This window comes from Idiomarina sp. UBA3176, assembly GCF_002364295.1.
GTDB classification, from domain to species: domain Bacteria; phylum Pseudomonadota; class Gammaproteobacteria; order Enterobacterales; family Alteromonadaceae; genus Idiomarina; species Idiomarina loihiensis.
This window is the reverse complement of record NZ_DEXU01000027.1, coordinates 61,437-86,540: the sequence shown is the minus strand read 5'-3', so window position 1 is coordinate 86,540 and position 25,104 is coordinate 61,437. Positions and strand designations below refer to the sequence as shown.

The following is a 25,104-nucleotide window of genomic DNA, read 5'->3' as shown; positions in this document are numbered from 1 at the left end:
GGAGGTCTGACCAGTGATACTGTGCAAGTTAGATCAACCGGAGTATATTTTCAAGGAAAAATTGAACGGGCGTTTGAATTTTGTTGTCAATATAAACGTCCAGTAGTGAACAGAAGGGGAGAAGTGAAAGTGAAAAGGACCGTCAGTTGGCTGGTATCCAGCGTATTATTAAGTGGCTTGGCAATGAATACCGCTGTTGCAGATAGTCAGCAGAACGCCGGGCAACCCATCGAACAATCAATGAAGCCGTATCAGGCTGACTACGTGATCACGCGTGGTGACAGCGAGTATGGGGAAGGTTACCGTTATCTTGAGGTGTCGCCCGAGGACGAATGGCAACTGCGAACAAAGTCGGATATTTCCTGGTTTATTTTGTCGGACACCCGTGAAGCTCGTTCAGTATTTATTGTGGATGAAGAGAATAGCCGGTTGGAGCCTCGCGAATTTATTTACATGAGAACCGGCACCGGATCGGATAAGTCCTTTCATGGTGAATTCAAACCGAATGAGAAAAAGGTTCGCAATGTGGATACCGGGCGCATGCTGGATGTGAACTGGAAAGACGCGTTATTTGATGAAGCCAATGTGACCGAACAATTACGTGTAGATTTGGCCAGCGGAGCTGAAACTTTTAAGTACCGGTTGGTTGATGAAAAAGGTCAAGAAGACGAATACCGTTTTGAGGTGCTGACAACAGAAGAGTTGTCGTTGCCTTACGGTGAGGTTGAAGCAATAAAAGTCGGGCGTATAAGGGATAATAACCGGCGCCAGACCTTTTTCTGGTTTGCGCCGGAGCTAAATTACGTGATGGTGAAAATGAAGCAATTCAAAGAAGGTGACGAGCAGGCAACCATGTCACTGAAAAGCTTGTCTATGTAAACTGGTGCTTGTTTGACACGATATGTATTTGATCTGGCATTTATGTAGCCTGACATTCATGTCAGGTTCAATGTTCAATACCCCACCTGACATGAATGGCAGGCTACGCCGTCAATCTGTGGCGTAGCCTTGTTGGCCTAGTACTTCTCCGTCAAGTGTTACCCGGCCGCCTTCCAGCTTAAGACGTTCCTGACAAAACCAGTTAACCACCAGCGGATAAATACGGTGTTCCTGCTCGTGCACGCGAGCCTGAACTTCTTCCACTGTGTCGCCCTCAAAAATAGGTACTTTGGCTTGCAATACCACCGGGCCACCGTCGAGTTCTTCTGTCACAAAATGCACACTCACGCCGTGTTCGGTATCGCCCGCGTCTAATGCCCGCTGGTGCGTATTCACACCTTTATATTTAGGAAGAAGAGAAGGGTGAATGTTGAACATGCGGCCTTCATAGTGGCGTGTAAAGTCACCCGTCAGAATTCGCATAAAGCCGGCCAGAACCACTAAATCGGGCTGGTAACTGTCAATCAGCGACTTCAGTTCGGCGTCATAAGCCTCGCGAGAGTCAAACTCTTTGTGGCTGAGAACCTCGGTATCAATGCCTTTAGCAGCAGCTTTTTCCAGGCCTTTAGCCGAGGCTTTATTGGAAATAACTGCAACCACTTCACCGGCGACTTTTCCATCTTCGCAGGCCTGTTGAATGGCCTGCATATTACTACCGGTGCCTGAAATTAGTACAACAATACGCTTCATTAGTGAGTCTCGTCGGCCAGAATGTCGACTTGCTCTTCACCTTCAGCCGCGTTGGCAATACGGCCAATTTTCCAGGCGTCTTCACCTGCGTCTGTCAGAATTTGAATGGCTTTATCGGCTTTGTCATTAGGCACGGCGATGACCATACCCACACCACAGTTAAAGGTGCGGTACATTTCTTTCATGCTGACATTGCCGTTTTCTTTTAACCAGTCAAAAATAACCGGCCAGTCCCAGCTGTTGCCGTCAATAACGGCTTTGCTGCCTTTCGGTAAAACTCGTGGAATGTTTTCCCAGAAGCCTCCACCTGTAATGTGTGACAACGCGTGTACAGGGACGTGTTTAATCAGCTCCAGAACCGACTTAACGTAAATGCGGGTAGGCTCTAATAAATGATCAGCCAGTGTTTTGCCTTGTAAGTGAGATTCTAAATCAGCGCCGCTAACTTCAATAATTTTGCGAATAAGCGAGTAACCATTTGAATGAGGGCCGCTGGATGCCAGCGCTATTAAAGCGTCGCCGTCGGCAACTTTGGTACCGTCAATAATTTCAGACTTTTCCACCACGCCCGTACAGAAACCGGCTAAGTCATAGTCGCCGCCTTCGTACATGCCCGGCATTTCTGCGGTTTCGCCACCGATAAGAGCACAGCCCGACTGTTCACAACCGTCGCCGATACCGGCAACCACGTCGGCTGCTACGTCAACGTCCAGTTTTCCTGTTGCGTAGTAGTCAAGGAAGAACAGTGGCTCAGCGCCCTGTACAATAAGGTCGTTGACGCACATAGCGACTAAGTCGATACCTACACCACGATGACGCTTAAGGTCTATAGCTAAACGCAGCTTGGTACCCACACCGTCGGTGCCGGAAACCAGAACCGGCTGTTTATAACCTGCCGGAATTTCACACAGAGCACCAAACCCACCAATGTTACCCATGACTTCAGGCCGGTGCGTGCGCTTGGTAACGCCTTTAATACGTTCAACCAATGCATTACCAGCGTCAATGTCGACGCCCGCGTCTTTATAACTTAAAGAAGGTTTTTTATCGCTCACAGAATAATCCCGACTGGCAAAATTTGCGCGCAAGTTTAACACGATTTAGGCCACAAAAGGTAGCTTAAGCGGCTCCTTATTGTGTCAGGATTTATCTGCGATAAACCGGTAGCCAACACCGGGTTCTGTTTCTATATACTTTGGCTGTGCCGGGTCATCTTTGAGCTTTTTACGCACCTGGCTGACAAAAATACGCAAATAGTGAGTGTCTTCCTGATGCGTTCGACCCCAAATTTTCTCCAGCAACTGTTGCTGAGTAACGAGCTTTTGCGGGTGGCTGACTAAGAAATCCAGTAGAGCGTATTCTTTACGGGACAAGTTAACCATCTCGTTTTGCAGAAACACTTTGTGTTGCTCGCGGTCGATGAGTAACTCACCAAAACGAAGCTGAGCTTCGGCTGTGGGTTGTTGATCGGAGAGGTCGCGTAATAAAACATGAATACGCGCCATAAGCTCCCGAATACCAAAGGGTTTGGTCAGGTAGTCGTTAGCACCGCCTTCCAGTAGTTTAACTTTCTGCAGTTCGTCGTCACGTGCGGTCAGTACCAGTACCGGCACCTGACTCCATTCGCGCAGCTGTCGCATTACCTGATAGCCGTCAGCGTCAGGCAGACCTAAGTCCAGAATAACCAAATGCGGGTTCTGGCTGGTAATCTGCTTTATCCCTTGCCCGGCTGTCGCTGCTTCCAGGTAGGTGTACCCTTCGGCGGTGAGCGAGGCACGCATAAAGCGTCGTATCTGTGGTTCGTCATCAATGACTAAAATGCGGGGGCCGTCGGTGCGGGCTTGTGCATTCATGAGACTTCCTCTGTGATGTTGGCGCGTGGTAATTTAATTCGGACAAGGCAGCCATCAGAGCTTTCTTCAATACTTATGTGGCCGTTATGAATGTCGATTATTCCTTTAGCAACGGACAGACCCAGACCGGTTCCGCCAGTGCCTGAGTCTTTCTCGCGCGACGAATAAAAAACATTAAATACAAGCGAGCGCTTGCTGGTTTCTATGCCGGGTCCCTGGTCTTGTATGTCGATGACAACAAACTCGTCGGTCTCTGACAGAGTTAAAGTAACGGGAGCTGTGTCGCCGGAAAAGCGCATCGCGTTATCAATAACATTAAACAGTGCCTGCTCCAGCAGCGAGGACTGAACCTCAACCATAGCGTGCTGTAAATTATCGTTAACCAGTAACCGTTCTTGTGAAGCAAAGCGCGACAGAGTTTTACGGATAACCGGACGAATATCCTGTACTGCATGAGTCAGACGAATTTCGCCGTGCTGAAGCCGGGTGGCCTGTAACAGGTTTTCGATATAACGATGCAGGCGGTCACTTTCATCCAGCGCACCCTGTAACAGCTCGGCCCGCTCTTGTTCCGGCAAGCGTTCCTGATACGCCTGCAATGTACTTAAATTACCAATGACGCTGGCGAGCGGAGTTCTCAGGTCGTGTGAAACCGACAGTAAAATGTTTGAGCGCAACTGAGCCTGACGTAAGCTTTCTTTCTGGTTTCTGAACGAGGTAGCTAAGTGGCTGGTAATAACGCCTACGGCAATAAATACAATTGCAGTAACCATTTCGTCTATGTCGGTCATGTGCAGCGAATAGCGTGGTTCTGTAAATAAAAAATTAAACAACAGCAGGGCGAGAACAACGGCAAGTAGTGCCGCGCGAAAATTGGTTAAAAACGCAATAAGCAACACCGCTAGTTGCAGAATGAGTACCGTACCCGAGGTTGGCAGTAACCAGTGATCGAGCAGGTAGGCAAGACCCGCCGCGGTGCCTGTGATGGCAACGGAGGCCAGGTAACCTAACAAGGGCTGTTTACTCATGTTCTAATCTCATGTGCTAGTCCCGCCAGAATTGAGGAAGTAACAATGTTAGCAAAGTAAAGTATTCAAGGCGTCCTAAAATCATTGCTAATGTCAGTACCCAGGTGCCGGTGTCTGATACCGGAATAAAGTTACTGGAAACTTCGCCAAAACCCGGGCCAAGTACGTTCAGACACGCCGAAACGGCGGTAAATGCCGAGAAAAAGTCCAGCCCGGTCAGCATCAATATGAGGGTAAGTACCATTGAGCTAATTGCGACCATTAGCATAAAGCTCATTACCGCCTGAATCACGTCGTTAGTCACTGCTTTTCCCTGATATACCACTTTCATAATGGCACGCGGATGTATGGCCTGCAGCATTTGGTGCTTCAAAATGCGTAAGGTAATGACATTACGGATAAATTTATTGCCCCCAGCCGTAGAGCCTGCACAGCCGCCCAGGTAACTGGCTGCCACTAAAAAACCAGCCGTAGCCGCAGGCCAGGCAGAGAGGTCATCGGCACCGTAACCGGTACTGGTCATAAAGGAAACAACATGAAAAACCGCCTGATTCAGAGACTCCCAGAAGGAATGGTGAGTTTGAGCGTTAAATGCCAGAGCGGTAAGAATAACGCTGAAAACGGCCAGCGCAATTAAGAACCAGCGGGTCTCTTCGTCCTGCCAGTAGCCACTTATGGCTCTGGCTGTAAACACTTTATGGTGCAGGGCAAAACTGATAGCCCCCAGAATCATAAACACATCGGCCACTATAAGAATAATGGGTTGCTGAAAGTGGCCCATACTGGCGTCGTAGGGCGAAAAACCGCCGGTTGATACTGTCGTCAGACTATGAGCTATGGCGTCGAAAGGAGACATTCCGGCCAGCCAGTAACTGCCGGCACAGCCTATTGTCAGGCACAGGTAGACTAACCAGAGGTAACGGCTGGTACTTGCAACACGTGGTGCCAACTTCTCATTTTTAATGGGACCCGGAGTTTCAGCCTTAAGCAGGCGCATACCACCCACATTCAGCATTGGAAGAATGGCGACCACAAAAATAACGATACCAAGCCCGCCCATCCATTGCAGAAACTGGCGGTACAATAAAAAGCTCTTGGGCATTTCATCAAGGCCGGTGAGAATGGTGGCACCGGTGGTGGTCATAGCGCTGACCGACTCAAATACAGCGTCGGTAAAGCTAACCCCGGTAACGGACATAATGGGTAATGCCCCCAGAACGCCCATTAAAATCCAGGTAAAAGACGCAAAAGCTAAGGCTTCGCGGAAAAAAATTTTCTTTTGCTCGCCGCTATTAGTGCGTATGAATAGAAAGAGGGCGAGAACAAGGCAGAGCAAAGAGGAATAAATAAAGTCGGTAAAGGTTTTGTCCCTAAAGACAAAAACCGAAAGCAAACCAAAAAAACACTGAATTGAGGCAATCCAGATCATAGGCCAGGTTAATAGGCGCAACGTTGCTTTTAGATTCACTGTTACCTCATGCGAAGAACCGACTTTTTCTATTGCTAAGGTTAATTCTGCAGGGCGTAAAATCTCTATACCGAAAGCGTCTTTAGGCGTAAAATTTGCGTAAAATTAAGGGGTTTTATTTTATGGCCAGTATTCAACCGGCACGTAATGAGCATTTAGACGCGGTAGCGGCGCTAGAAGCTGTCACTTTCCCCGAAGATGCGATCAGTAAGCGCAGTTTTCGGCGGTTTATTGAGTCGCCTAGTGCCGATTTTCAGGTGTTACTGTTTGAGGAAAAGGTCATTGGTTATACCGTTGTCCTGTACCGAAATAATACGAATCTGGCTCGACTCTATGCGTTGGTTGTCGAAAAGGAGCATCGTAGTAATGGCTATGGTCGCCGTTTGTTGCAAGCTGCAGAAGACCTTGCTGATGAGCGGCATTCCCTGTTTTTACGTACCGAGGTGGCAACCTCAAATACAGTAGGGCAACAGCTGATGAACAGCGAAGGCTTCCGGGCAATAGAGCTGCGCGAAGCCTATTTCCCGCCTTCTGCATCGCAATCGACTGATGCTCTGGTTCTGCAAAAACTGTTGCCTCGTTACGAAATGGGCGAAGATGCGGGCGTGGGAGCAACCGAAGAGTACGTTCCTATGTTGACCCAGTCGACGGAGTTTACCTGCGGCCCCGCAAGCTTGCTGATGGCTATGGACTATTTCGGCCGACCCAGTAGCGACCCGCAAGCCGAAGAGCTGGAAATTTGGCGTCAGGCCACCACCATTTATATGACCTCCGGGCACGGCGGCTGTGGCCCTCATGGGCTTGCGCGGGCGGCGTTTCAACGTGGCCTGAAAGTTCGGGTGGAGGTCAATACCGACCAGCCATTATTTGTGGATTCGGTTCGTCAGGAGCAGAAGAAAACGGTAATGCAGCGCATACAGCAGGCCGATATGACGTACCTGGAAAAGCATGGTGTCCCTATTGCTGTGCGCGACTACGACGTAACCTTAATAAAAGAAGATTTAAGCCAGGGCTGTCTGGTTATGGTGCTTATTTCTACTTACCAGTTTGATGGTATTAGGGCGCCGCATTGGGTCTTAATTTGCGCAGCAGACGATGACTTCATTTATATCAATGACCCCGATTACGACACCTTACCCTGGGAATCTCCAACCGAACGTCAATATTTACCTGTGCCTATAAGTACCTTCAGCAAAGCCTTTGGCTACGGCGGTCGTAAGCAAAAAGCAGCAGTTGTACTTTCAGCTGATTTAACAACAAAGTGATCAATTCCCCTTGAATTCTGCGTAATTATGCTCAAAGTCATATAACAGTATTAGATGAAAAAGGAATTCCGTATGAGTTCAGCATTTGATGATTTTGAATTAAAAGGCCACAAGCTTGAAAACCGTTTTGTTGTGGCTCCCATGACACGAACCAGTGCCGACAAGAAAGGCAAGCCAACTGAGTTAATGGGCGAGTATTACGAGCGTTTCGCGAAAGGTGGCTGGAGCATGATCATCAGCGAAGGCGTTTACACAGACCGGCAGGCAAGCCAGGGGTATGAAAATCAGCCGGGTATTACTGACGCACCACAAACCGATGCCTGGAAAGAAATTGTCGAACGAGTACACAAGCATGACTGCAAGTTTATTATGCAGTTGATGCATGCTGGCGCTCAGTTCCAGCATAATGAATACACAGACACACCCATTGCGCCCAGCGAAATAAAGCCTAAAGGTGAGCCGCTGGACTTGTATGGAAAAACCGATGGTTGGCCCGAAGTGAAAGCCATGGATGAAACGGATTTTGATGCTGTTATGAACGGTTTTGTTGGTTCTGTAAACCGGGCTAAAGAGGCGGGTTTTGACGGGGTTGAGTTGCACGCAGCTAATGGTTACTTATTGAATGAGTTTTTAAGTGACTACTTTAACCAGCGTCCTGACCAGTGGGGCGGAGACATGGCAAAACGCATGCATTTTCTGGAGTTAGTGGTTAAGGCCGCGAAATCCGCCGCAGGCGATGACTTCATTGTCGGTGTGCGTTTAAGCCAAATTACCGTGACTGACTCTGATTATCAGTGGCCGGAAGGCGAAGACGCCATGATAAAAGTAGTGAAGGCGATGGAGAAAGCCGGTGTGGATTACATTCACACAACAGATACCGACGTAATGCGTAAGCCGTTTAAAGGCGGAAGCAATAAATCATTGGGCGATATTGTGCAGGAGTTTTCGGACATTCCGTTAATTGTAAACGGTGGTATTAGCGAGAAAAACTATGAGCACGTCGCGGGGCATTATCCTAATGCTTTGCTTGCTATGGCGAAAACGTCGTTAGCGAACCCAGACTTTCCAATTCGCATTAAGTCTTCTGAGCCGATACGCCAGTTAGATTTTGCCATGCTGCAACCAACCGCTACACTTGAGAATGAGTGGAAGTGGCGCGATGAAAACGACGCGCACATTGAACTGGATTAAAGCGAATTTTAAGTAGCGGACAGGAGGTTTCGACTATGAAAAAAGTAGCAGTTATTTTATCCGGCTCCGGTGTTTTTGACGGAGCCGAAGTGAACGAAGCTGTATTAACCCTATTGCACATAGCAAAGCAGGGGGCCAGCTACGAGTGCTTTGCGCCGGACATTGAGCAAATGCACACCATTAACCACCTTAAGGGTGAAGAAAGCGGTGATAAGCGCAATGTGCTGGAAGAAGCTGCACGTATTACCCGCGGTGAGGTAAAACCCTTAACCGACTTAGATTCGTCTGAGTTTGACGCGTTAATATTGCCGGGTGGCTTTGGTGTTGCCAAGAACTTCTGCGATTTTGCCGTTAAAGGTGCTGATATGACGGTAAACGACCAGGTGTTGAAAGTTGGTAAAGCCTTTGTTGAGGCGAAGAAGCCAGCAGGCTATATGTGCATTTCCCCTGTCTTATTGCCACACATATACGGCAAGGGTGTGAAAGTCACCATTGGTAACGACGGTGAAGTGGCCAGTGCCATTAATAAAATGGGCGGCGAGCATGTGAACTGCGGTGTTCGCGATATTGTTGTTGATGACAAACACCAGTTAGTTACCACACCGGCCTATATGCTGGCTGAAAACCTGCCGGATGCCGAAGAGGGCATTAGCAAGCTGGTTGAAAAAGTTTTGTATATGGCGGCTTAATACCTGACTTAGCGTCCAATAAATAACCGCTTAAGTGCAGAACTTATAGCACTTAAGCGGTGTCTGAGTTATAGTACACAAGTTACGTAAGTAATAGCTTTGGGGCTGATCTGGATTCGACGGGATACACGAAACCCAAGGTGCATGCCGAGGTGAGGCAGGCCTCGTAAAAAGCCTCAACCTAATAGTTGCAAACGACGACAACTACGCTCTAGCGGCTTAATAACCCGCTAAGCCCATCCCCCGGCGCTTTGTCTGCGAGACCGGACCAGGATGGCTCAAACTAATGTAGACTCGCGTGGAGGCTTTGTCCGGAGCTGAAGCGTTAAAACCAATCGGACTCGTCAGTTGTGAAGCCTGTCAGTCGGCGTCACACTGATTAACTAAAAGACTGACTAAGCATGTAGGACCGAGGATGTAGGTATTGCGGACGCGGGTTCAACTCCCGCCAGCTCCACCACATTATTAAATCAGGGCGCTCCAGTAGCGCCCTTTTTTATGCCTAAAGCCCCTTTCATAGAGCCTCTTAAGCTATTTTAGATTCTCAAGTAATCTCACGATATTCCAGGGAAGCCTAACGTTTTTGTATTCCAGGTTGTATTCCTGAGCGATGGGTATACAATCCAGGAATACAACGATTGGAGATTTTGATATGCCACGGCCTGTGACTCCGCTTAACGACAGTCAAATAAAAAAAGCTAAGCCAAAGGAAAAAGACTGTGTTTTTTCTGATGGTGGGGGGCTTCAGTTGCGCATTAGAGCTTCCAGTGGTTCAAAGTTATGGAATTTTAATTACCTGCATCCAGTTACAAAGAAACGTATGAATATGGGGTTGGGGATGTACCCTGAGGTTAGCCTAAAAAAGGCCAGAAGCTTAGCGGAAGAGGCTCGGGCAAAAGTTGCTGAAGGCATAGACCCTAAGCTTTCTAGAGATGAAAGTATTCGGACTCAGCGAACTGAGCAAGAGTCGACTTTACGTAAAGTTGCTGAAGATTGGTTTGAAACTAAGAAAACCAAAGTCACGGATGATTATGCGGATGACATTTGGCGATCACTAGAGCTTCATGTATTCCCAGACTTAGGCAAAAAGCCGATAAATGAAATTACTGCGCCGATGTTTATCCAGGTACTTAAACCAATAGAAAAGTCAGGACGCTTGGAAACTGTGAAGCGTGTTATTCAACGTGTTAATGAAATCATGGTCTTCGCCACGAATACTGGTGTTATCCAGGCTAATCCCCTAGCTGGAGTGAAAGCAGCTTTTCAGTCGCCCAAAAAGCAGCATTTACCAACAATAGGAAAGGATGAACTACCGGTATTCTTGGATAAACTCCAAAACACTAGCGTCAGTAAGGTTACTAGGCATTTAATTAAATGGCAGTTACTTACGATGGTTCGGCCATCTGAAGCTGCTGGCGCTAGGTGGGAAGAAATTGAAAGGTTAGATAACGGTGAGGTTAATTGGATTATACCGGCTGAACGAATGAAAAAGCGACGTCAGCACATTGTTCCTCTACCGACGCAAGCCATAAAAGTGCTGGATAAAATGAAAGAGATTAGCGGTAACAGAGAGCATATTTTCATTTCAATGAAGAACCCTAACACGCATGTAAACAGTCAAACTGCGAATATGGCGATACGACGCATGGATTATAAAGATAAGCTCGTTAGCCACGGTTTAAGAGCTTTGGCGAGTACTATTCTAAATGAAGAAGGGAAGGATCCTGATCTGATTGAATCTGCGTTGGCGCATACTGACCCTAACCAGATACGCAGTGCTTACAATAGATCTCAGTATTTGGAACGCCGTCGGGAATTGATGCAGTGGTGGGGGGACTATCTTGATAATGCCGTCCGCGCGGGCATATGAGACGGTATGGGATAAACGAGGGGCTCCTGAGAAGGCGTAGTAGCTCCACCGTGCTTTAATTAGCTTTTACAGCCTTTTTTGTCACAATTTATTTTTTCGTGTGAGTTCACCCAGTGACTTGAGTTTTCTTTAGTGTTGAATCCGCAACCAGTTCTCCCGCCTTTACTTCCTTGATGCACAACTCCGGTTGGTGTGTGTTTTACTGCCATAATTAACCTTCCTATTTTAAGCTTAGTGTTTAACTCTAATGTGAATTTTGTATATAGGTGATATTTTTTGAATGTGCAAACTAAACTCTGGATGAGTGAATCGCCACTGATTTGCTAGACACCTCATAGCCATAGATAATGGCATAAAAGAGGTGCTTATGAGTAACAACCGATACCCCGAAGAGTTTAAAATCGAAGCTGTCCGTCAGATCACCGATAAAGGTTATTCTGTTGCTGACGTTTCAAGACGGCTCGATGTTTCCGTTCATAGTTTGTACGCCTGGGTTAAGAAGTACGGTCCAGAAGCAGAAAAACACGCTGCTCAAACCGAAGAGCAGGCTGAGCTAAAGCGCTTAAGAAAAGAATTACAGCGTGTCACTGAAGAGCGTGACATATTAAAAAAAGCCGCGGCGTACTTCGCGAAGCAGTCCGACTAAGGTACGCCTTTATTAAGCATCACAAGGACTGTTGGCCGATACGTAAGTTATGCCGCTTACTGGACGTCCATCCAAGCGGTTATTATGCGTGGCGCAAAGAGCCTTGCTCGCGTCGACAAAAGCGCGATATTCGCCAGACAGGCCTTATTAAGCAATTCTGGTTAGAATCTGGTGGCGTCTACGGTTATCGAAAAATCCACAGCGATTTGTGCGAATATGGAGAGCGGATTGGTATCAATCGAGTTCACCGGTTGATGAAACTAAGCCAGCTTAAGGCTCAGGTTGGTTATCGTAAGCCTCGCCACCGTGGTGGTGTCTCTCATATCGTTACGCCTAATAGATTAAACCGGGTGTTTAATACTGAGCAGCCTAACCAGGCCTGGGTAACCGATGTCACCTACATTAAAACCCATGAAGGCTGGCTCTACTTAGCGGTGGTTGTTGACTTGTTCTCGCGACGGGTCATTGGATGGTCAATGCAGCAACGAATGACAAAAGAGTTAGTTCTTGATGCGCTACTCATGGCCATATGGCGACGAAAGCCTAAACAGAAAGTAGTGGTGCACTCCGATCAAGGAAGCCAATATACAAGCCATGACTGGAGCTCCTTCCTAAGGAGCAACAATCTGGAAGGCAGCATGAGTCGCCGTGGAAATTGTCATGACAATGCTGTTGCTGAGAGTTTTTTCCAGCTACTTAAAAGAGAGCGTATTAAGCGGAAAATATATTCAAACCGAGCCGAAGCTCGACGAGATGTATTTGACTACATTGAGATGTTTTACAACTCAAAACGCCGGCACAGTTCCAATGATCAGTTATCGCCGGTAGAGTATGAAAAACGTTTTGAAAAAACGGCTACTGAGTGTCTAGTGAACTAGTGGCGATTCATTAGTCGTTTTGGTGATTATATACTGGATATGAACCGGCAAGCACTGCTAGGATGATCGTTTCAAAACCATCGTAACGGTACAGTGCGAGATGGCCACTCTGGCCAAAATCAATGAGCCACTCTCTAAATTCGACGGGCATATCATTCAGAGGGCGGCCATTTTCGGGTTGATGAGCCAAAACAAGGACGTCCTGGTGGATGTTTTTAACGGCCTCGCGGGCAGCTATCAGAGCCTTGTTTCGCAAAGGTACCTTAGAAATCCAGCACTTATGAAAGGAGGTTAGCGCCTCAACCATAGCCGAACGAATATGCTAATTTAGATCCTCCGGCACAAAGTAAGCAAGGTTTTGGTAAAGCCATGAAGGTAAAAGTGCGTGTGCTAAAGCGTCGTTATACAATGTGTCATGTACTTTGCTGCTTCTGACAAAACTGTTTTTATGGAAATCATAGTAACCAGCCATACTTCCGCTTGGCGTTAAAATGATCACAGCGTCGTTAGTCATCCACGCATAGTTATTACCAAATTGCATCATCGCACGATTGGCAAACGGTACATTTTCTGCAGATAGATCCTGCCCTATTGACGGAGTCCAGGAAGAAACACCCGCAAGCGATATAACAGTCGGTAACAAATCAATTTGACTGACTATTGAATCTATTTTCCTGGGTTTAATAGACCCTCCCAAAATAAGCCCGGGTATATGGAATTTATTAATGGGCACTAATTCGTTGCCGTAGACACGCGTATCATGGTCTGCAACAATTAGAAAAATCGTGTCCTCCCAATATTCACTTCTTTTTGCCTTTTTAATGAATTCACCCAGAGCGAAATCTGCGTATTTAACCGCATTTTCAACCGTATTCTTTGACTTCGAATAGAGCTCAATTGCATTGTCCGGAAACTCAAACGGCTCATGATTGGACGATGTAAAAACTAAACTAAAAAAAGGTTGCCCGATTTTTTCCAGTTCCTTAAATCGCTGATGCGCCGTATTAAATAAATCGCCGTCACTAGCCCCCCAACTGCCCACAAATTGTGGGTTAACAATGTCACCTTGCCCCAGTATTGATTGAAATCCGTTGCCGGTAAAAAAGCTCCCCATATTGTCGAAGTGGGTTTCACCACCGTAAATAAACTCGGTAAAATAGCCTTTACGCGACAACAAATCCGCCGCGGTATAAAAGTTTTGCTGCGATAAAGAGAGTTTTACGGTGCTTCTTGCAGGCGTTGGTAAAAAGCTTGAGATGACCGCCTCAATACCGCGAACCGAGCGAGTTCCTGTCGCGTACAACTGCTTAAACCACCAACCTTCCTGTCGTAACTGTTCAAGATTTGGTGTCACACCAACCCCACCTAAATCTTTAACAAAAGTAGCCCCCAGACTCTCCTCCAAAATAACAACAATATTTTTGGGTTTGTTGTAATTACGGGAGGCGGGATTAAAATGCACTGTTGGGTATTTTTCAGACGGAAAAGTTTTCTCAACTAAGTGAGGTTGTTTTTTCACGGTATTAAGTATCTGATCGATGGGAACCTTACCATACACACTGGCAGCGCTTGCCTCATGACGCATATTATAAATTGCATATTCGACAGAGTAAGCTGAACTAATAACTAAACTATTCACAAGCGCATCAGACGTCACTGCAAAAAAGGCTGGGTTAGCCGGCCGGTGCGCCAGAGTTGAGCGGACACCAGCAAAGACAAGGATCACTAACAACGGCCAGACAACCAGAGAACTGACAACCTTCTTGTTATCGATGGGGGGTGATGTATTCAAGCGCTTCGCTAATTTAGTTAACCCATATAAACAGCCAATCACAACCACGCCGCTTACAAATAACCAGGGTTTAAAACCAGCCCAGAGCATACTAAACACTTCTTTGGGATATTCTAAATATTCAATGAACAAGCGGTTAGGTCGCAAATCGTATTGCATAACAAAAGCTGGCGTTGATATCTCCATAAACGCAATATAGGTAATAGCGATAATCAACCAGATGCTCTGAAGTTTTTGCCATAGCCCCAAACCCCATCGGTTTAGAAATAACGGCGCAAATAACAATAATGGCAGTGTCAGATATCCCATTTGAACAACGTCAGCCCTCAATCCCATCACCATCAGATAGCCAATATTCGCCGCCTCCGTTACACGATCAAACTGCCAGATAAACAGCAGCAGACGGCTGACACTCAAAATGATTAAGCCAAGCGCAAATCCTACAATCAGCGTCTGATAGTGCGCTAAAGACCGCGTCGCTTTTTTTAGCAAAACATTCCACATTAAGAATCCAATCCATTTGTAGCTTTAGTGATGCGATGGATAGTAAAGGGGGAACCTTAAGCTGAACTTAATATTGGTCGTTTAGGATGTATTTTTTTATCGTGACAGGACTCATCATGAAACCAGGCAAAACAGGAGTAATCCGAATACTTCATGCAACGCGGTATTCCATAAAGGGGCTAAAAGCTGCATGGCTTTTTGAAGCCGCATTTCGGCAAGAAGTGTTACTGTTCATTTTATTAGCGCCTATTTTAGTGCTGGCACCGTTGGCGTTAGCAGAGCGGTTGTTAATGTTTTTGTCTCTGTCCGGCTTACTCATTACTGAGTTGCTTAATTCCGCTGTAGAAGCTGTAGTCGACCGTATCGGCGCAGACTTTCATGAGCTTAGCGCGCGAGCGAAAGATATCGCGTCGGCCGCTGTATTTCTTGCGATCATTCAGTTCATCATCGTTTGGGCAGCACTCTTATGCCAGCTTTGAAGATGACAACAACCAGCCAACGTTGGCTGATTACTCTGGTCATTTTTATTGCGGTGTTAACAACGGCAGAATTATTTGATCTCAAATTTCTATTTGCCAATGCACTCTATCGGCTAGAAGGGGGGCAGTGGTCACTTAAACACCACTTCATTACTGAAACCATTTTTCATGAAGGTGCTCGGAACCTCAATCTCATCGCTGTCATTTCGCTACTGGCCTTAACCTTATTCCAGTTTTTTCCGGGAAAAAATAACGCTCAGCGGCGTCGCTATATGCTGCTGCTCTTATCTATTTTACTGTCTTTTGGCTTGGTTAATTACCTTAAAGCGACTCTGGGGATGGACTGTCCCTGGGATCTGCGTGTATACGGCGGCACCAAACCTTACTTCAGTTTGTGGTCGTTGAATGACAGCCCCTTTAGCTCAGGACGATGCTTTCCGTCGGGGCATTCGAGTATCGGTTTTGCCTGGATCGGGCTTTATTTTTTCTGGCGTAAAAATCAGCCCGTCCTTGCTAATACATCGGCTGTTTTCTCACTTTTTGTTGGCTTCACTCTCGGCTTTGCACAACAACTGCGTGGCGCCCACTTCTTCGTCGACGATATCACTACAGCGTTTATTTGCTGGAGCATCGCGTTACTCATTTTTCATATAGGTGAGCATCATGAAACGACTGACACTTAATTTTTCAATACTGTTAATGGTTGTTGCAACTTGGTTAACCTTTGCCTACTCAGCGCCTTTATTAAACACTTTGGAGGCTTATGGTGTCCAGTCATTCACACAGTTTAAGTTAATGGCATTCACACTCTGTTTTTATGCTTTTGTGCTGGCCTTAAGCCGGTTTATTAATGCGTTCAAGCCACTGGCGATTATTTTAATTATTGTGGCTGCGCCGGCCTCATTTTATATGCTGCAATACGGCATTGTTATTGACTCCGACATGCTCATCAATACCATGGAGACCGACCCAGCAGAGGCCGGAGACCAATTTTCTACCAGTTTTTTTATCACGTTAATGGCACTGGGTATCATCCCTTCGTTATTGCTGATGTACATAAAAATCCCCAAAGCAAGAACACTTACACAGATCAAACAAAGTCTTGTTACAGCAGTCTGCTTCTGTTTTTTAGCGGTCGGTATTGTTTATACAAGTTATGACGACTTTGCCTCCTTATTTCGTAACCATCGGGATGTAAAATATCGGATCGTCCCATTCAATGTCATCTCGGCGAGTGTTTCAGTCATAAGACAAAAACTAGAAAGGCCGGCTCAGTTTACCTCTTTGGGGCAGGACGCGGTGCAAACTAAAACTTCGGCAAAGCCAAAAGTAATGGTTGTCATATTGGGCGAAACAGCGCGTGCAGATCACTTTTCACTGAATGGTTATGAGCGTCCGACAACACCCATGCTTTCCCAGTTAGCAACTTCAGAACCAATCTTGAGCTACAAAGCTGCCATGTCATGCGGCACAGCTACGGCTGTTTCTGTTCCCTGCATGTTCAGTTTTTTAACGGCAGACACTTATTCCAATGCCGCCAGAAATTCCAGTAACGTATTAGATGTGTTAGAAAATGCCGGTATCAGAGCAAGCTGGATTGAAAACAACTCCGGGTGCAAGGACGTCTGTAACCGTATTCATACCATTGTAATGGATGAAGATCGGTGCGGAGAAACGGGCTGCTACGACTTTGAGATGCTTGATGACTTGAGCTCCTGGTTACGAAACATCACTCAGGATTCGATTATTGTGCTTCACCAAATGGGTAGTCATGGGCCAGCATATTACAAACGCTCGCCAGAGAAACTCAAACATTTTTTACCAGAGTGTAAAAGCGAGGAATTAACAAACTGCGCAAAAGAAGAAATTATTAATGCGTACGACAACAGTTTATTGATAACTGATCGGCTCGTGAGTCAGGCCATTAGGTTATTGAGGAGCCACAAAGAGCTGGAGAGCAGTATGATGTATGTATCCGACCACGGTGAGTCCCTGGGTGATAACGGTATCTACCTGCATGGTTTACCAAATTGGTTAGCGCCCGAGGAGCAACGACATATCCCTTGGATAATTTGGCCTTCAGAGACATTTGAAATGACGGGGAATAATACAGACGCCAATATTAATCACGATAATTTCTCGCATACTGTATTAGGTTACTTTAATGTAGAAACGTCACTTTATAATCCAAGCCTTGATTTAACCCGTTTAACGAGAGATATGTAAATGCGTCTACTACTCCTTGAAGATGACAAAACCTTGGCAGAAGGTATCATTAAGGGCCTGAATCGTATGGGTTATATGGTCGAACTCGCTATGAATCTGTCGCAAGCGGAAAGTGCCCTTAAAACTGACCAATTCGAACTGGCAATTTTTGATCTTGGCCTGCCTGATGGCAATGCCGTATCCTTGATCAAAAAACTGAGAAAGGCAGGACAACCCGTTCCTATTGTCGTACTCACCGCTTGGGATGATGTTGATACGAAGGTGCTGGCACTGAATGAGGGCGCCAATGATTACGTAGTAAAGCCGTTTGAGCTACGTGAGTTAGAAGCCCGTGTTCGGGTTCAGGTGCGAAAAGCAAACCTCCAACTTAATGATGTTATAAATTGCGGCGATCTGAGCGTTGATATTGCATCACAACAATGTCGCTTTCAGCGCAAACTCATTAATTTAACCCGGTTAGAATGGATATTACTCAAACAACTCGCGTTGCATGTCGGAAAGATAGTGAGTAAAGAGCAGTTAGAAACTGCATGTTATGGCTGGGATAGCGATAACGAAAGCAATTCGTTAGAGGTCCATATTCACCATTTACGAAAAAAACTGAACCCTAGCCTGATAACTACCATCCGAGGTTTAGGCTATCTGTTAAAAGATGAGTCATCATGAAATTCTGGTCGCTTCGCCGCTCATTGGTTATTGGCATTAACTTAGCTGTAATTGCTGTATTAGTGTTCACAGCCTGGGCTAGCTATCGGGATATTCTGCACGAGTTAGATGAAGTTTTTGATGCGCAACTCGCACAAACCGCAAAGTCGCTGGCAGCATTTTATACACACTCTTCGGAAACTCAGTCTGTACCTAAAAGGATCCCAATATCAAACTACAATGATACCGGTGAAGATGAGTCCGCTAATGAGAGAGGCCCTAGCGGCCATAAGTACGAATCTAAAATCGGCTATCACATATACAACTCTGAAGGTAAATTGCTGGCCTTAACTAATCAGTTGAAGATACTGCCGCTGAAAAATTTAGACGCTGGCTACCATACGTTAGAAAATGATGCGCAGACATGGTTTATCTTTAGTTATTTTTCGAAATCTAAGGGCATTTGGGTGCGTACCTTTCAACGGGAGGATGTACGCAGTGAGCTCAGTGGTTACTTGGCTACAGAACAGCTGTACCCGCTAGTATTGATGTGGGTACCGATAAGCTTAATAATACTCTTTATTGTTTATCTTGTACTGAAACCGGTTAATCGATTCGCCATTCATTTAAGAGCCAGAGCGTTAAACAACCTGTCACCAATTGAGTCAGAACTGCCCAAAGAGTTGATCCCGATAAAGCAGGCAATTAATAAATTATTACATCAAATTAAGATGTTTTCAGAGAGGGAAAAGCGTTTTATTGCTGATGCGTCACATGAGTTACGAACACCGTTAAGCGCAATTCAAGTACATGCGGAAAATATTATTCACGCTGAATCGCTGGAGGATTCCAAACAGTCCGGTAAAGCCATTTTTAGTACCGTAGAGCGCATGTCGCATTTAGTTAATCAACTCTTGCGCTTAAATCGACTGGATAGTTTGGATAAGTCTACTGATTTCTCCGAGATTGAACTCAAAACGCTTGTTTCTGCAGCCATCAACGCTCTCCCCACAAACACGGTCGAGAATTATCAATGGCAAATCGACGCTCCCACAATCAAGATAGCCTGCAATGAAACTTTGATAATAAGCGCGTTGACCAATCTTCTATCCAACGCCATGAAATTTTCACCCGCAGATTCCAAGATACAAATAAATGCAGTTGAAACATCAGAAAGCATTACTATCAAAATAATGGATCAAGGCACCGGAGTACCCACAGAAATGCTTCAGCGAATGGGAGAGCGGTTTTATCGGTTTCAAGGGCATAGTGGAATCGACGGCTCTGGTCTTGGTTTATCCATTACCTCGAAGATAATACAATTGCACGATGGAAAAATATCATTCAACAATATTCATCCAACCGGATTTGCAGTACAAATAGAGCTTCCAAAAAGCACAGTTTTGGAAGCTAAGTTAAATTCATAAGTTAGGCGATAAGAAATAGTTGCCGTCAGGTTGAGTTGTTCGGATCCTGATGATTTAAACTTTACTTCAAGAATAATGTTTAAGTTACCAAGTCGTTAGCTCTAATTTGGCGATTTCTGTACAAATCTCGGCTTACCATCCCTCTCAAATCCACTAAATTTAGCAGTGTCTCTACCAGGTCATTATCAATTCCGTATTGGCGGTGTGCTTCTTTAATAAATAGATCATCAATGTGCATAATACCGTCGTCAATGGTACAAATTTAGGTGCCCGAGCCTTACTGACGGTACTTGCTCGCGAACAGTCTGAAAATTCTCAATGTTTCACGATGTATTGCATGCAATGAACCCGTATCTTTTGTTTTATAAATGTACTACTGCTCTTGGTAGGAGCCAGCAGCTCGTAGTTGCGAACCCTTCTCAAGCGTACTTTTACTGCTTATTGATCTGCCGTTGGTCTTGTCTTCTCCCTATCAATTGTCTCATCCAGCGCAGCAAGATAATTGCTTAACATCTTTAGTGAATGTTTGAGCACATAACTTTAAGCCTTCTACCATCGTAAGGTATGGGAAGAGCTCATCAGCCAACTCATTGACTGTCATTCCTGCTCTTATCGCCATTACAGCAGCTTGAATCAACTCACCAGCTTCTCCTGCGACGACTTGAACACCGAGCAGCCGGCCGCTGCCACTTTCTGCGAGAATTTTTATAAACCCTTGGGTATCGAAGTTAACCAATGCCCGTGGGACATTTTCAAGGCCCAACGTGCGGCTTTCGGTGACGTAACCACCAGTTTTAGCATCAGCTTCTGATAAACCCACCGTGGCGACTTGTGGATCAGTAAAGATAACCTCGGGCATGGCACTGAGATCAAGATGCGCATCACCGCCCGTCATGTTAATAGCGGCTCGGCTGCCGCCTGCGGCGGCGACATAGACAAACTTCGGCTGATTCGTACAGTCGCCTGCCGCATATACTCTTGAGTTAGAGGTTTGCATGCGATCGTTAATCGTTATTGCACCGCGTTCAGTTTGTACACCGATGGTTTTTAAATCGAGGTTTTCCGTATTGGGCGTACGGCCTGTGGCCACGAGCAGTTGTTCTGCTTTTAATGTTCCGGCATTGGTTTTGAGAATGAAGTGTTGTCCGTCGTAACGCACTTCGCTGGCTTCTGTATGCTCAAGCACATTGATGCCTTCGCGATCAAAAACAGTCGCTATTGCTTCACCAATGGCAGGCTCGTCTTGGGATAACACTCGACTGCGGGCCAAAACAGTAACGTCACTACCGAGACGCGCGAAGGCTTGTGCTAACTCAAGAGCAACGACCGAGGCTCCAATAATAAGGAGGCTCTTAGGAATGTCATTTAGCTCTAATGCGCTTGTCGAAGTAAGGTAAGGGGTTTCAGCTAAGCCGGGGATGGGTGGTTGTGCGGGTCGGGCCCCGGTGCCGATAAAAGCACGGTCAAAGTGAACCGTTTGCTCACCGCCATCGCAAAGTGATACGGAAAGAGTTTCATCGTCTATAAAGCGGGCTTCGCCGTTAATAACGGTAATGGCGGAATTCTCTCTAAGAATACTCTGGTATTTGGATTCACGGAGTTCTTCTATCCGAGCCTGTTGTTGCTCGAGGAGAGTTGATCGATTTACCTTAAGAGTATGAGTACTTAAGCCTTTATCAAAAGGGCTTTCTCGCCGCAGTTGGGCGATATGAGCCGCTCGGATCATGATTTTAGACGGGACACAGCCAATATTGACACAAGTTCCGCCAATAGTACCTCTCTCAATGAGCGTCACTCGGGCACCTCCTTCAGTCGCTTTGAGTGCCGCAGCCATCGCACTGCCGCCGCTACCAATGACAGCAATGTGTAAATTGTTACTACTCATAACGGTTACTCCTTGGTCTTTCAGTTTTACAGTAGCTATAAGGTATTGTGATGTTTCATGACTGATTTTTTGCCGCCGTTGCTTTCAGTGTTGATGGGTATCCTGCATTTGTCGTTGCTTCAGTAAGCTCCTTAACTGACGTTTTTTCGTCGTCGAATGTCACTGTTGCATCCCGCTCTTCAAAACGGACATCGACGGCGCTCACACCTGCGACTTCACCGAGTGCAGCTTTGACAGTAATTGGGCAGGTGACGCATGTCATACCGTGTACTGATAGCGTGACGGTTTTCTCAGCCGCCAATGCGGGCATACTAAACAGTAAAAATAAAATGGTTGTTATCATTGCTTTTTTCATTGTGTATTGCCTCCTAGTAAAAGAAAGGAACAACATAGGGGTAAGCCAGTGCTGTTAAAGTAAGTACCGCAACGAGCCAAAACATCACTTTGTAGCTCTTACGAGCATTTGGCGTTGCGCAGGTGTCATCAGGGTTGCAGTCATCAGCACGCCGGTATATTCGACGCCAGGCAAAGAATATGGCAATCAATGCAATGGCAATAAAAATGGGTCGATAAGGCTCAAGTGCTGTGAGGCTCCCAATCCAGGCCCCGGATACACCGAGTGCAAGTAATATGAGGGGACCCAGACAACACGCAGATGCCAGAGTCGCTGCGATCCCTCCTGCGAGAAGAGAGCCCCGACCAGATTTTGAATTTGACATAATAGTAACTCCTTCGGGCATTTTGCTTTAATGTGTTAATCTTAGGCCCGTACCTCACTACGGAAGCAATAGCTATGTTAAAAAAACGCAACGTAATGACAATTGGCACGCTGGCCAAAACAGCCGGCGTGGGCGTGGAAACGGTGCGCTATTATCAGCGCCGAGGGCTAATGAGCGAGCCGGAGAAGCCGTATGGGGGAATTCGACATTACGACGAACAAGCGCTTGCTCGGCTTCATTTTATTCGCGCGTCTCAATGGCTTGGATTTAGTCTGGATGAAATTGGTGAGCTATTAACTCTGCAAGATGGCGCTCATTGCGATGAAGCACGGGAGCTTGGAGAGCAAAAGCTCATCAGTGTTCGTCGAAAGATATCGCACTTACAGCAAATTGAACAAGCGCTGAATGAGTTGGTGCAAAAATGCAGCGCCGGACACGGAGATGTCTATTGTCCACTGATGGCGTCGCTTAATGATGGGTTTGAGGACGCTACGACGGACAAACATAAGGTGCGCTAGTCTGTGTAAAACTTTTGAGTGGAGTTCTTTAACTGAATTGCTTTATAGCTAACGCCAGCCATACACAAGAATCCCCATACCGGTTAGCACAAACGTCGTGCCAATCAGGTCGAAATTGGATAGTGGCGATTTATCGACAATTCGCAGCCAGACTATGGCAGTTAACACGTAAATACCACCATAAGCTGCGTAGACCCGCCCGCTTTCCGCTGGATGAAGTGTTAATAAGTAAGCAAATAAAGCTAAGCTTATTGCTGCCGGAATGAGCAACCAAACGGAATGGCCCTCTTTGAGCCATAGGTAGGGTAAATAGCAACCGACAATTTCGGCAATTGCGGTTGCAATAAATAACCCGAGCGTTTTCAATAAAAATAATGCACTCATTATCAGTTGTCCCTACACGCTTCATCAGGATCTTCTAGTTCTACCGTTGTATGGCTTAAAGCATAGGGCGCAAGGACGTCATCGATGCGCTGTTTTAAATTGCTACGGGCCTCGATATCAAGATTTTCAGTTAACACCAAATGAACGGTTAATACATGCTCCTCGCCATCTAGTGACCAAAAATGCAGATGGTGTAGGTCAGCAACATGAGGTAGCTCCAGTAAAGTGTCAGCGACTTGTCTGTAGGTTTCTTTGTCCGGAGTTGCTTGTATGAAGAGTTTCAGCGTTGCCCACAGGTTGCGCAGCACATTCACTAAAACAAACATAGTAAAACCAATCGACAGTAGCGGATCGAGAATTGGCCAATCCACAAACAGCAAAACAATACCAACGATAAGTACAGCGACCCAGCCGAGAACATCCTCCAGCAAGTGCCAGTTAATAACGCGTTCGTTTAACGTTTTGCCCTCTGACAATTTGTAAGCAGCAAATCCATTAACTGTAATGCCAACGACGGCTAAAGCAATCATGCCATCAGCGACGGGCATCAGAGGGTTCCAGAGTCTGGGAATTGCTTCCACAAGTACCCAGGCAGAGCCTGCGATTAACACAACGGCATTAATAAATGCACCGGCAAGATTCAGTCTCTTATAACCGTAGGTAAAGTGTTGGTTAGCCTGTTTTTTGCCAAGTTTATTTAGTATCCACGCGAGACCTAACGACAGGCTATCGCCAAGATCATGAACGGCATCAGCTAAAATGGCGGTACTGTTGGTAAGAAAACCACCAATGAACTCAATAATGGTAAAAACAAAGTTAAGCAGAAATGCCCAACCTAATCGGTTGGACGGCATGTCCTTTGAGTGATCATGGTTATGGTGATGTCCCATAATACGTTCCTCTTTACCTAGCGATAATGTTGTACGTTTTAGGTCGAATAATTTCTAGAAAACGCTTTAAGCGCTCCAGCCAAACATCCATTTAACGTGCCTCCGAAGTGCGTTGAAAATTATGTGCTACCCGCGCCTGTACTCGCTCGTTTTCATTGTCTACATCAAAATGAGTAAAAACTATTGGCAGTTAACCCTGCAACCTATCAACTGTCAACAAGGAGCAAAATGTCGAATGTAACGGTGGTACGCACGAAGTTAAAACTAGAACGAGCCATCGAAAGGCGCGATAAGACCAATTGCCTTTAAAAGCGCGAACCAACTTTGAATTGCGTAGTTAAAACTCAGCAGCCTGACACCTTGATTTGACCTTTCATCATGCAAAGTGACGGCTTCACGGCTTTTGAGCCCATTCTAATTTTGGTTTGACAAAATAGGGGCAAAATAACTGGACTAATTAACAGGGTGATATGGATATCCAGCATTTGGGGGCTTACCAAATTCTGAACGGCAACAGCTTCTTTCAGCAAAACTTCAAACCTATATCACGGCTGTGCATTGCCAATAATTAAGGAGAGAAGCTATGCACAGATACTTATGTATGGAAAGTTGTTGTTTGCAGGGCTTTGGTCATGATTAATGAGCATGGGCTATTAGCCATTAAAACTGAGCCTGGCAAAATAACTCTCATTGAGAATCCAAGTGTTATCTTGCTACGTGCAGCTGGAAATTATGTCGAACTGTTCTTTGAGGATGGGCGTTTGCTTCACCGGGCAACATTGCAGTCTATGCTTGGGAAAATGCCTGAATACTTCGTACAAGTTCATCGTAGCTATGTTGTGAATTTAAAACACTTGAAGCACATACAGAGTGAGTTAGGGCGTTATACCGAGTGTATTATGTCAGATGGGCAGCAAATTCCTATAGGTCCCCAATTCAGATCGTTGTTAATGATGCAGCTAGGTCTGCAATCAGACGACTAACCCTCCATATTCACCATCAATATCTACCGTTTACTCCCTTATTCGTTAGTGCTCGTCACAAATTACCATCAATTACTGCAGCGTGTGTAACCCTCTAGTCTGAGTCTATTCGTGTTTATTCATCGAGGATTAGTT

General features: G+C 46.0%; 25 protein-coding genes and 1 other RNA gene. 14 read left to right on the top strand and 12 right to left on the bottom strand.

Annotated features, from left to right (window positions below):
* Positions 1-129: 129 nt before the first annotated feature.
* A complete protein-coding gene (locus tag B2U97_RS13525) occupies positions 130-879 on the top strand; it encodes a DUF3108 domain-containing protein (RefSeq protein ID WP_272987997.1) in 750 nt (249 codons plus the stop codon).
* Between the two features lie 111 nt (positions 880-990).
* Here the strand turns inward: B2U97_RS13525 and purN are convergent, their stop codons facing one another.
* From purN to B2U97_RS13500, 5 genes are all read right to left on the bottom strand, one after another.
* A complete protein-coding gene (gene purN / locus B2U97_RS13520) occupies positions 991-1,629 on the bottom strand; it encodes a phosphoribosylglycinamide formyltransferase (protein WP_272987995.1) in 639 nt (212 codons plus the stop codon).
* Positions 1,629-2,684 (bottom strand): phosphoribosylformylglycinamidine cyclo-ligase, encoded by a 1,056-nt coding sequence (gene purM / locus B2U97_RS13515; protein WP_286822849.1) that lies wholly within the window; start codon positions 2,682-2,684, stop codon positions 1,629-1,631. Before purM ends, purN begins: the two co-directional genes overlap by 1 nt.
* Positions 2,685-2,768: 84 nt before the next feature.
* Positions 2,769-3,482 (bottom strand): response regulator, encoded by a 714-nt coding sequence (locus B2U97_RS13510; protein WP_286822848.1) that lies wholly within the window; start codon positions 3,480-3,482, stop codon positions 2,769-2,771.
* Positions 3,479-4,510, bottom strand: coding sequence for a sensor histidine kinase (locus B2U97_RS13505; RefSeq protein WP_286822847.1), 1,032 nt, complete (start codon positions 4,508-4,510; stop codon positions 3,479-3,481). Before B2U97_RS13505 ends, B2U97_RS13510 begins: the two co-directional genes overlap by 4 nt.
* Positions 4,511-4,526: 16 nt before the next feature.
* Positions 4,527-5,978, bottom strand: a complete 1,452-nt coding sequence (locus B2U97_RS13500; RefSeq protein ID WP_286822845.1) for a TrkH family potassium uptake protein — start codon at positions 5,976-5,978, stop codon at positions 4,527-4,529.
* A 122-nt stretch (positions 5,979-6,100) separates the two neighbouring features.
* On the opposite strand from B2U97_RS13500, the gene B2U97_RS13495 reads away from it, so the two are divergent.
* The 6 genes from B2U97_RS13495 to B2U97_RS13470 all read left to right on the top strand — a co-directional run bounded on the left by B2U97_RS13495 (position 6,101) and on the right by B2U97_RS13470 (position 12,517).
* The gene (locus B2U97_RS13495) at positions 6,101-7,243 is read left to right on the top strand and encodes a peptidase C39 family protein (RefSeq protein WP_286822844.1); all 1,143 of its coding nucleotides are present in this window, start codon (positions 6,101-6,103) and stop codon (positions 7,241-7,243) included.
* A 72-nt stretch (positions 7,244-7,315) separates the two neighbouring features.
* A complete protein-coding gene (locus B2U97_RS13490; RefSeq protein ID WP_286830581.1) occupies positions 7,316-8,434 on the top strand; it encodes an NADH:flavin oxidoreductase in 1,119 nt (372 codons plus the stop codon).
* A gap of 35 nt (positions 8,435-8,469) precedes the next feature.
* Complete coding sequence (elbB, locus tag B2U97_RS13485; RefSeq protein ID WP_011234892.1) at positions 8,470-9,123, top strand: isoprenoid biosynthesis glyoxalase ElbB; 654 nt, start codon at positions 8,470-8,472, stop codon at positions 9,121-9,123.
* A 101-nt stretch (positions 9,124-9,224) separates the two neighbouring features.
* Positions 9,225-9,583: a transfer-messenger RNA gene (gene ssrA / locus B2U97_RS13480) on the top strand.
* A 192-nt stretch (positions 9,584-9,775) separates the two neighbouring features.
* Entirely contained in the window at positions 9,776-10,993 is a 1,218-nt protein-coding gene (locus tag B2U97_RS13475) for an integrase domain-containing protein (RefSeq protein ID WP_011234891.1), read from the top strand.
* A 367-nt stretch (positions 10,994-11,360) separates the two neighbouring features.
* Positions 11,361-12,517 (top strand): IS3 family transposase gene (locus tag B2U97_RS13470; RefSeq protein WP_414653518.1). Its coding sequence is split into 2 segments (ribosomal slippage): positions 11,361-11,595 and positions 11,595-12,517, totalling 1,158 coding nucleotides; the frame shifts between segments, so codons are not numbered across the junction.
* 10 nt (positions 12,518-12,527) lie between these two features.
* On the opposite strand, the gene B2U97_RS13465 is transcribed toward B2U97_RS13470, so the two are convergent.
* Both B2U97_RS13465 and B2U97_RS13460 read right to left on the bottom strand, forming a co-directional pair.
* Complete coding sequence (locus B2U97_RS13465) at positions 12,528-12,824, bottom strand: type II toxin-antitoxin system RelE/ParE family toxin (RefSeq protein WP_286822842.1); 297 nt, start codon at positions 12,822-12,824, stop codon at positions 12,528-12,530.
* 15 nt (positions 12,825-12,839) lie between these two features.
* Positions 12,840-14,813: an LTA synthase family protein gene (locus B2U97_RS13460; RefSeq protein WP_011234889.1), complete on the bottom strand. Its 1,974-nt coding sequence runs from the start codon at positions 14,811-14,813 to the stop codon at positions 12,840-12,842.
* A gap of 116 nt (positions 14,814-14,929) precedes the next feature.
* On the opposite strand from B2U97_RS13460, the gene B2U97_RS13455 reads away from it, so the two are divergent.
* Genes B2U97_RS13455 through B2U97_RS13435 form a run of 5 tightly spaced genes read left to right on the top strand, consistent with a single transcriptional unit; the run spans position 14,930 to position 19,590 of the window.
* On the top strand, positions 14,930-15,292 hold the full coding sequence (locus B2U97_RS13455) for a diacylglycerol kinase (RefSeq protein ID WP_011234888.1): 363 nt from the start codon (positions 14,930-14,932) through the stop codon (positions 15,290-15,292).
* Positions 15,280-15,975 (top strand): phosphatase PAP2 family protein, encoded by a 696-nt coding sequence (locus B2U97_RS13450; protein ID WP_011234887.1) that lies wholly within the window; start codon positions 15,280-15,282, stop codon positions 15,973-15,975. The genes B2U97_RS13455 and B2U97_RS13450 overlap by 13 nt, the downstream gene beginning before the upstream one ends.
* Positions 15,956-17,518: a phosphoethanolamine transferase gene (locus B2U97_RS13445; RefSeq protein WP_286822841.1), complete on the top strand. Its 1,563-nt coding sequence runs from the start codon at positions 15,956-15,958 to the stop codon at positions 17,516-17,518. The genes B2U97_RS13450 and B2U97_RS13445 overlap by 20 nt, the downstream gene beginning before the upstream one ends.
* The gene (locus B2U97_RS13440; RefSeq protein WP_011234885.1) at positions 17,519-18,184 is read left to right on the top strand and encodes a response regulator; all 666 of its coding nucleotides are present in this window, start codon (positions 17,519-17,521) and stop codon (positions 18,182-18,184) included. It abuts the gene before it with no gap.
* Entirely contained in the window at positions 18,181-19,590 is a 1,410-nt protein-coding gene (locus B2U97_RS13435; protein ID WP_011234884.1) for an ATP-binding protein, read from the top strand. Before B2U97_RS13440 ends, B2U97_RS13435 begins: the two co-directional genes overlap by 4 nt.
* A 481-nt stretch (positions 19,591-20,071) precedes the next feature.
* Here B2U97_RS13435 and merA read toward each other — a convergent pair whose 3' ends face one another.
* Genes merA through merT form a run of 3 tightly spaced genes read right to left on the bottom strand, consistent with a single transcriptional unit; the run spans position 20,072 to position 22,194 of the window.
* Positions 20,072-21,475, bottom strand: a complete 1,404-nt coding sequence (merA, locus tag B2U97_RS13430) for a mercury(II) reductase (RefSeq protein WP_011234883.1) — start codon at positions 21,473-21,475, stop codon at positions 20,072-20,074.
* Positions 21,476-21,530: 55 nt separating this feature from the next.
* Positions 21,531-21,830 (bottom strand): mercury resistance system periplasmic binding protein MerP, encoded by a 300-nt coding sequence (gene merP / locus B2U97_RS13425; RefSeq protein WP_114981132.1) that lies wholly within the window; start codon positions 21,828-21,830, stop codon positions 21,531-21,533.
* 13 nt (positions 21,831-21,843) lie between these two features.
* Entirely contained in the window at positions 21,844-22,194 is a 351-nt protein-coding gene (gene merT, locus B2U97_RS13420; RefSeq protein WP_105307079.1) for a mercuric ion transporter MerT, read from the bottom strand.
* Positions 22,195-22,268: 74 nt separating this feature from the next.
* On the opposite strand from merT, the gene merR reads away from it, so the two are divergent.
* Positions 22,269-22,712: an Hg(II)-responsive transcriptional regulator gene (gene merR, locus B2U97_RS13415; protein ID WP_054490603.1), complete on the top strand. Its 444-nt coding sequence runs from the start codon at positions 22,269-22,271 to the stop codon at positions 22,710-22,712.
* Between the two features lie 48 nt (positions 22,713-22,760).
* On the opposite strand, the gene B2U97_RS13410 is transcribed toward merR, so the two are convergent.
* Together B2U97_RS13410 and B2U97_RS13405 are read right to left on the bottom strand one after the other, a co-directional pair.
* Entirely contained in the window at positions 22,761-23,096 is a 336-nt protein-coding gene (locus tag B2U97_RS13410) for a YnfA family protein (RefSeq protein WP_006956209.1), read from the bottom strand.
* A 2-nt stretch (positions 23,097-23,098) separates the two neighbouring features.
* Positions 23,099-23,986 carry a cation diffusion facilitator family transporter gene (locus B2U97_RS13405; RefSeq protein WP_286822716.1) on the bottom strand — a complete coding sequence of 296 codons (888 nt, stop codon included), beginning with the start codon at positions 23,984-23,986 and terminating at the stop codon, positions 23,099-23,101.
* Between the two features lie 632 nt (positions 23,987-24,618).
* On the opposite strand from B2U97_RS13405, the gene B2U97_RS13400 reads away from it, so the two are divergent.
* On the top strand, positions 24,619-24,969 hold the full coding sequence (locus tag B2U97_RS13400) for a LytR/AlgR family response regulator transcription factor (RefSeq protein WP_286822717.1): 351 nt from the start codon (positions 24,619-24,621) through the stop codon (positions 24,967-24,969).
* Positions 24,970-25,104 lie beyond the last annotated feature (135 nt).

Bases quoted from the DNA above. Each gene is read 5' to 3' on its own strand.
- B2U97_RS13460 (WP_011234889.1), bottom strand. From the start codon at position 14,813: ATGTGGAATGTTTTGCTAAAAAAAGCGACGCGGTCTTTAGCGCACTAT.
- B2U97_RS13465 (WP_286822842.1), bottom strand. From the start codon at position 12,824: ATGGTTGAGGCGCTAACCTCCTTTCATAAGTGCTGGATTTCTAAGGTA.
- B2U97_RS13405 (WP_286822716.1), bottom strand. From the start codon at position 23,986: ATGGGACATCACCATAACCATGATCACTCAAAGGACATGCCGTCCAAC.
- B2U97_RS13410 (WP_006956209.1), bottom strand. From the start codon at position 23,096: ATGAGTGCATTATTTTTATTGAAAACGCTCGGGTTATTTATTGCAACC.
- B2U97_RS13475 (WP_011234891.1), top strand. From the start codon at position 9,776: ATGCCACGGCCTGTGACTCCGCTTAACGACAGTCAAATAAAAAAAGCT.
- B2U97_RS13495 (WP_286822844.1), top strand. From the start codon at position 6,101: ATGGCCAGTATTCAACCGGCACGTAATGAGCATTTAGACGCGGTAGCG.
- B2U97_RS13435 (WP_011234884.1), top strand. From the start codon at position 18,181: ATGAAATTCTGGTCGCTTCGCCGCTCATTGGTTATTGGCATTAACTTA.
- B2U97_RS13455 (WP_011234888.1), top strand. From the start codon at position 14,930: ATGAAACCAGGCAAAACAGGAGTAATCCGAATACTTCATGCAACGCGG.
- merP (WP_114981132.1), bottom strand. From the start codon at position 21,830: ATGAAAAAAGCAATGATAACAACCATTTTATTTTTACTGTTTAGTATG.
- B2U97_RS13510 (WP_286822848.1), bottom strand. From the start codon at position 3,482: ATGAATGCACAAGCCCGCACCGACGGCCCCCGCATTTTAGTCATTGAT.
- B2U97_RS13445 (WP_286822841.1), top strand. From the start codon at position 15,956: ATGAAACGACTGACACTTAATTTTTCAATACTGTTAATGGTTGTTGCA.
- elbB (WP_011234892.1), top strand. From the start codon at position 8,470: ATGAAAAAAGTAGCAGTTATTTTATCCGGCTCCGGTGTTTTTGACGGA.
- B2U97_RS13490 (WP_286830581.1), top strand. From the start codon at position 7,316: ATGAGTTCAGCATTTGATGATTTTGAATTAAAAGGCCACAAGCTTGAA.
- merA (WP_011234883.1), bottom strand. From the start codon at position 21,475: ATGAGTAGTAACAATTTACACATTGCTGTCATTGGTAGCGGCGGCAGT.
- merT (WP_105307079.1), bottom strand. From the start codon at position 22,194: ATGTCAAATTCAAAATCTGGTCGGGGCTCTCTTCTCGCAGGAGGGATC.
- B2U97_RS13440 (WP_011234885.1), top strand. From the start codon at position 17,519: ATGCGTCTACTACTCCTTGAAGATGACAAAACCTTGGCAGAAGGTATC.
- merR (WP_054490603.1), top strand. From the start codon at position 22,269: ATGTTAAAAAAACGCAACGTAATGACAATTGGCACGCTGGCCAAAACA.
- B2U97_RS13400 (WP_286822717.1), top strand. From the start codon at position 24,619: ATGATTAATGAGCATGGGCTATTAGCCATTAAAACTGAGCCTGGCAAA.
- B2U97_RS13450 (WP_011234887.1), top strand. From the start codon at position 15,280: ATGCCAGCTTTGAAGATGACAACAACCAGCCAACGTTGGCTGATTACT.
- B2U97_RS13505 (WP_286822847.1), bottom strand. From the start codon at position 4,510: ATGAGTAAACAGCCCTTGTTAGGTTACCTGGCCTCCGTTGCCATCACA.
- purN (WP_272987995.1), bottom strand. From the start codon at position 1,629: ATGAAGCGTATTGTTGTACTAATTTCAGGCACCGGTAGTAATATGCAG.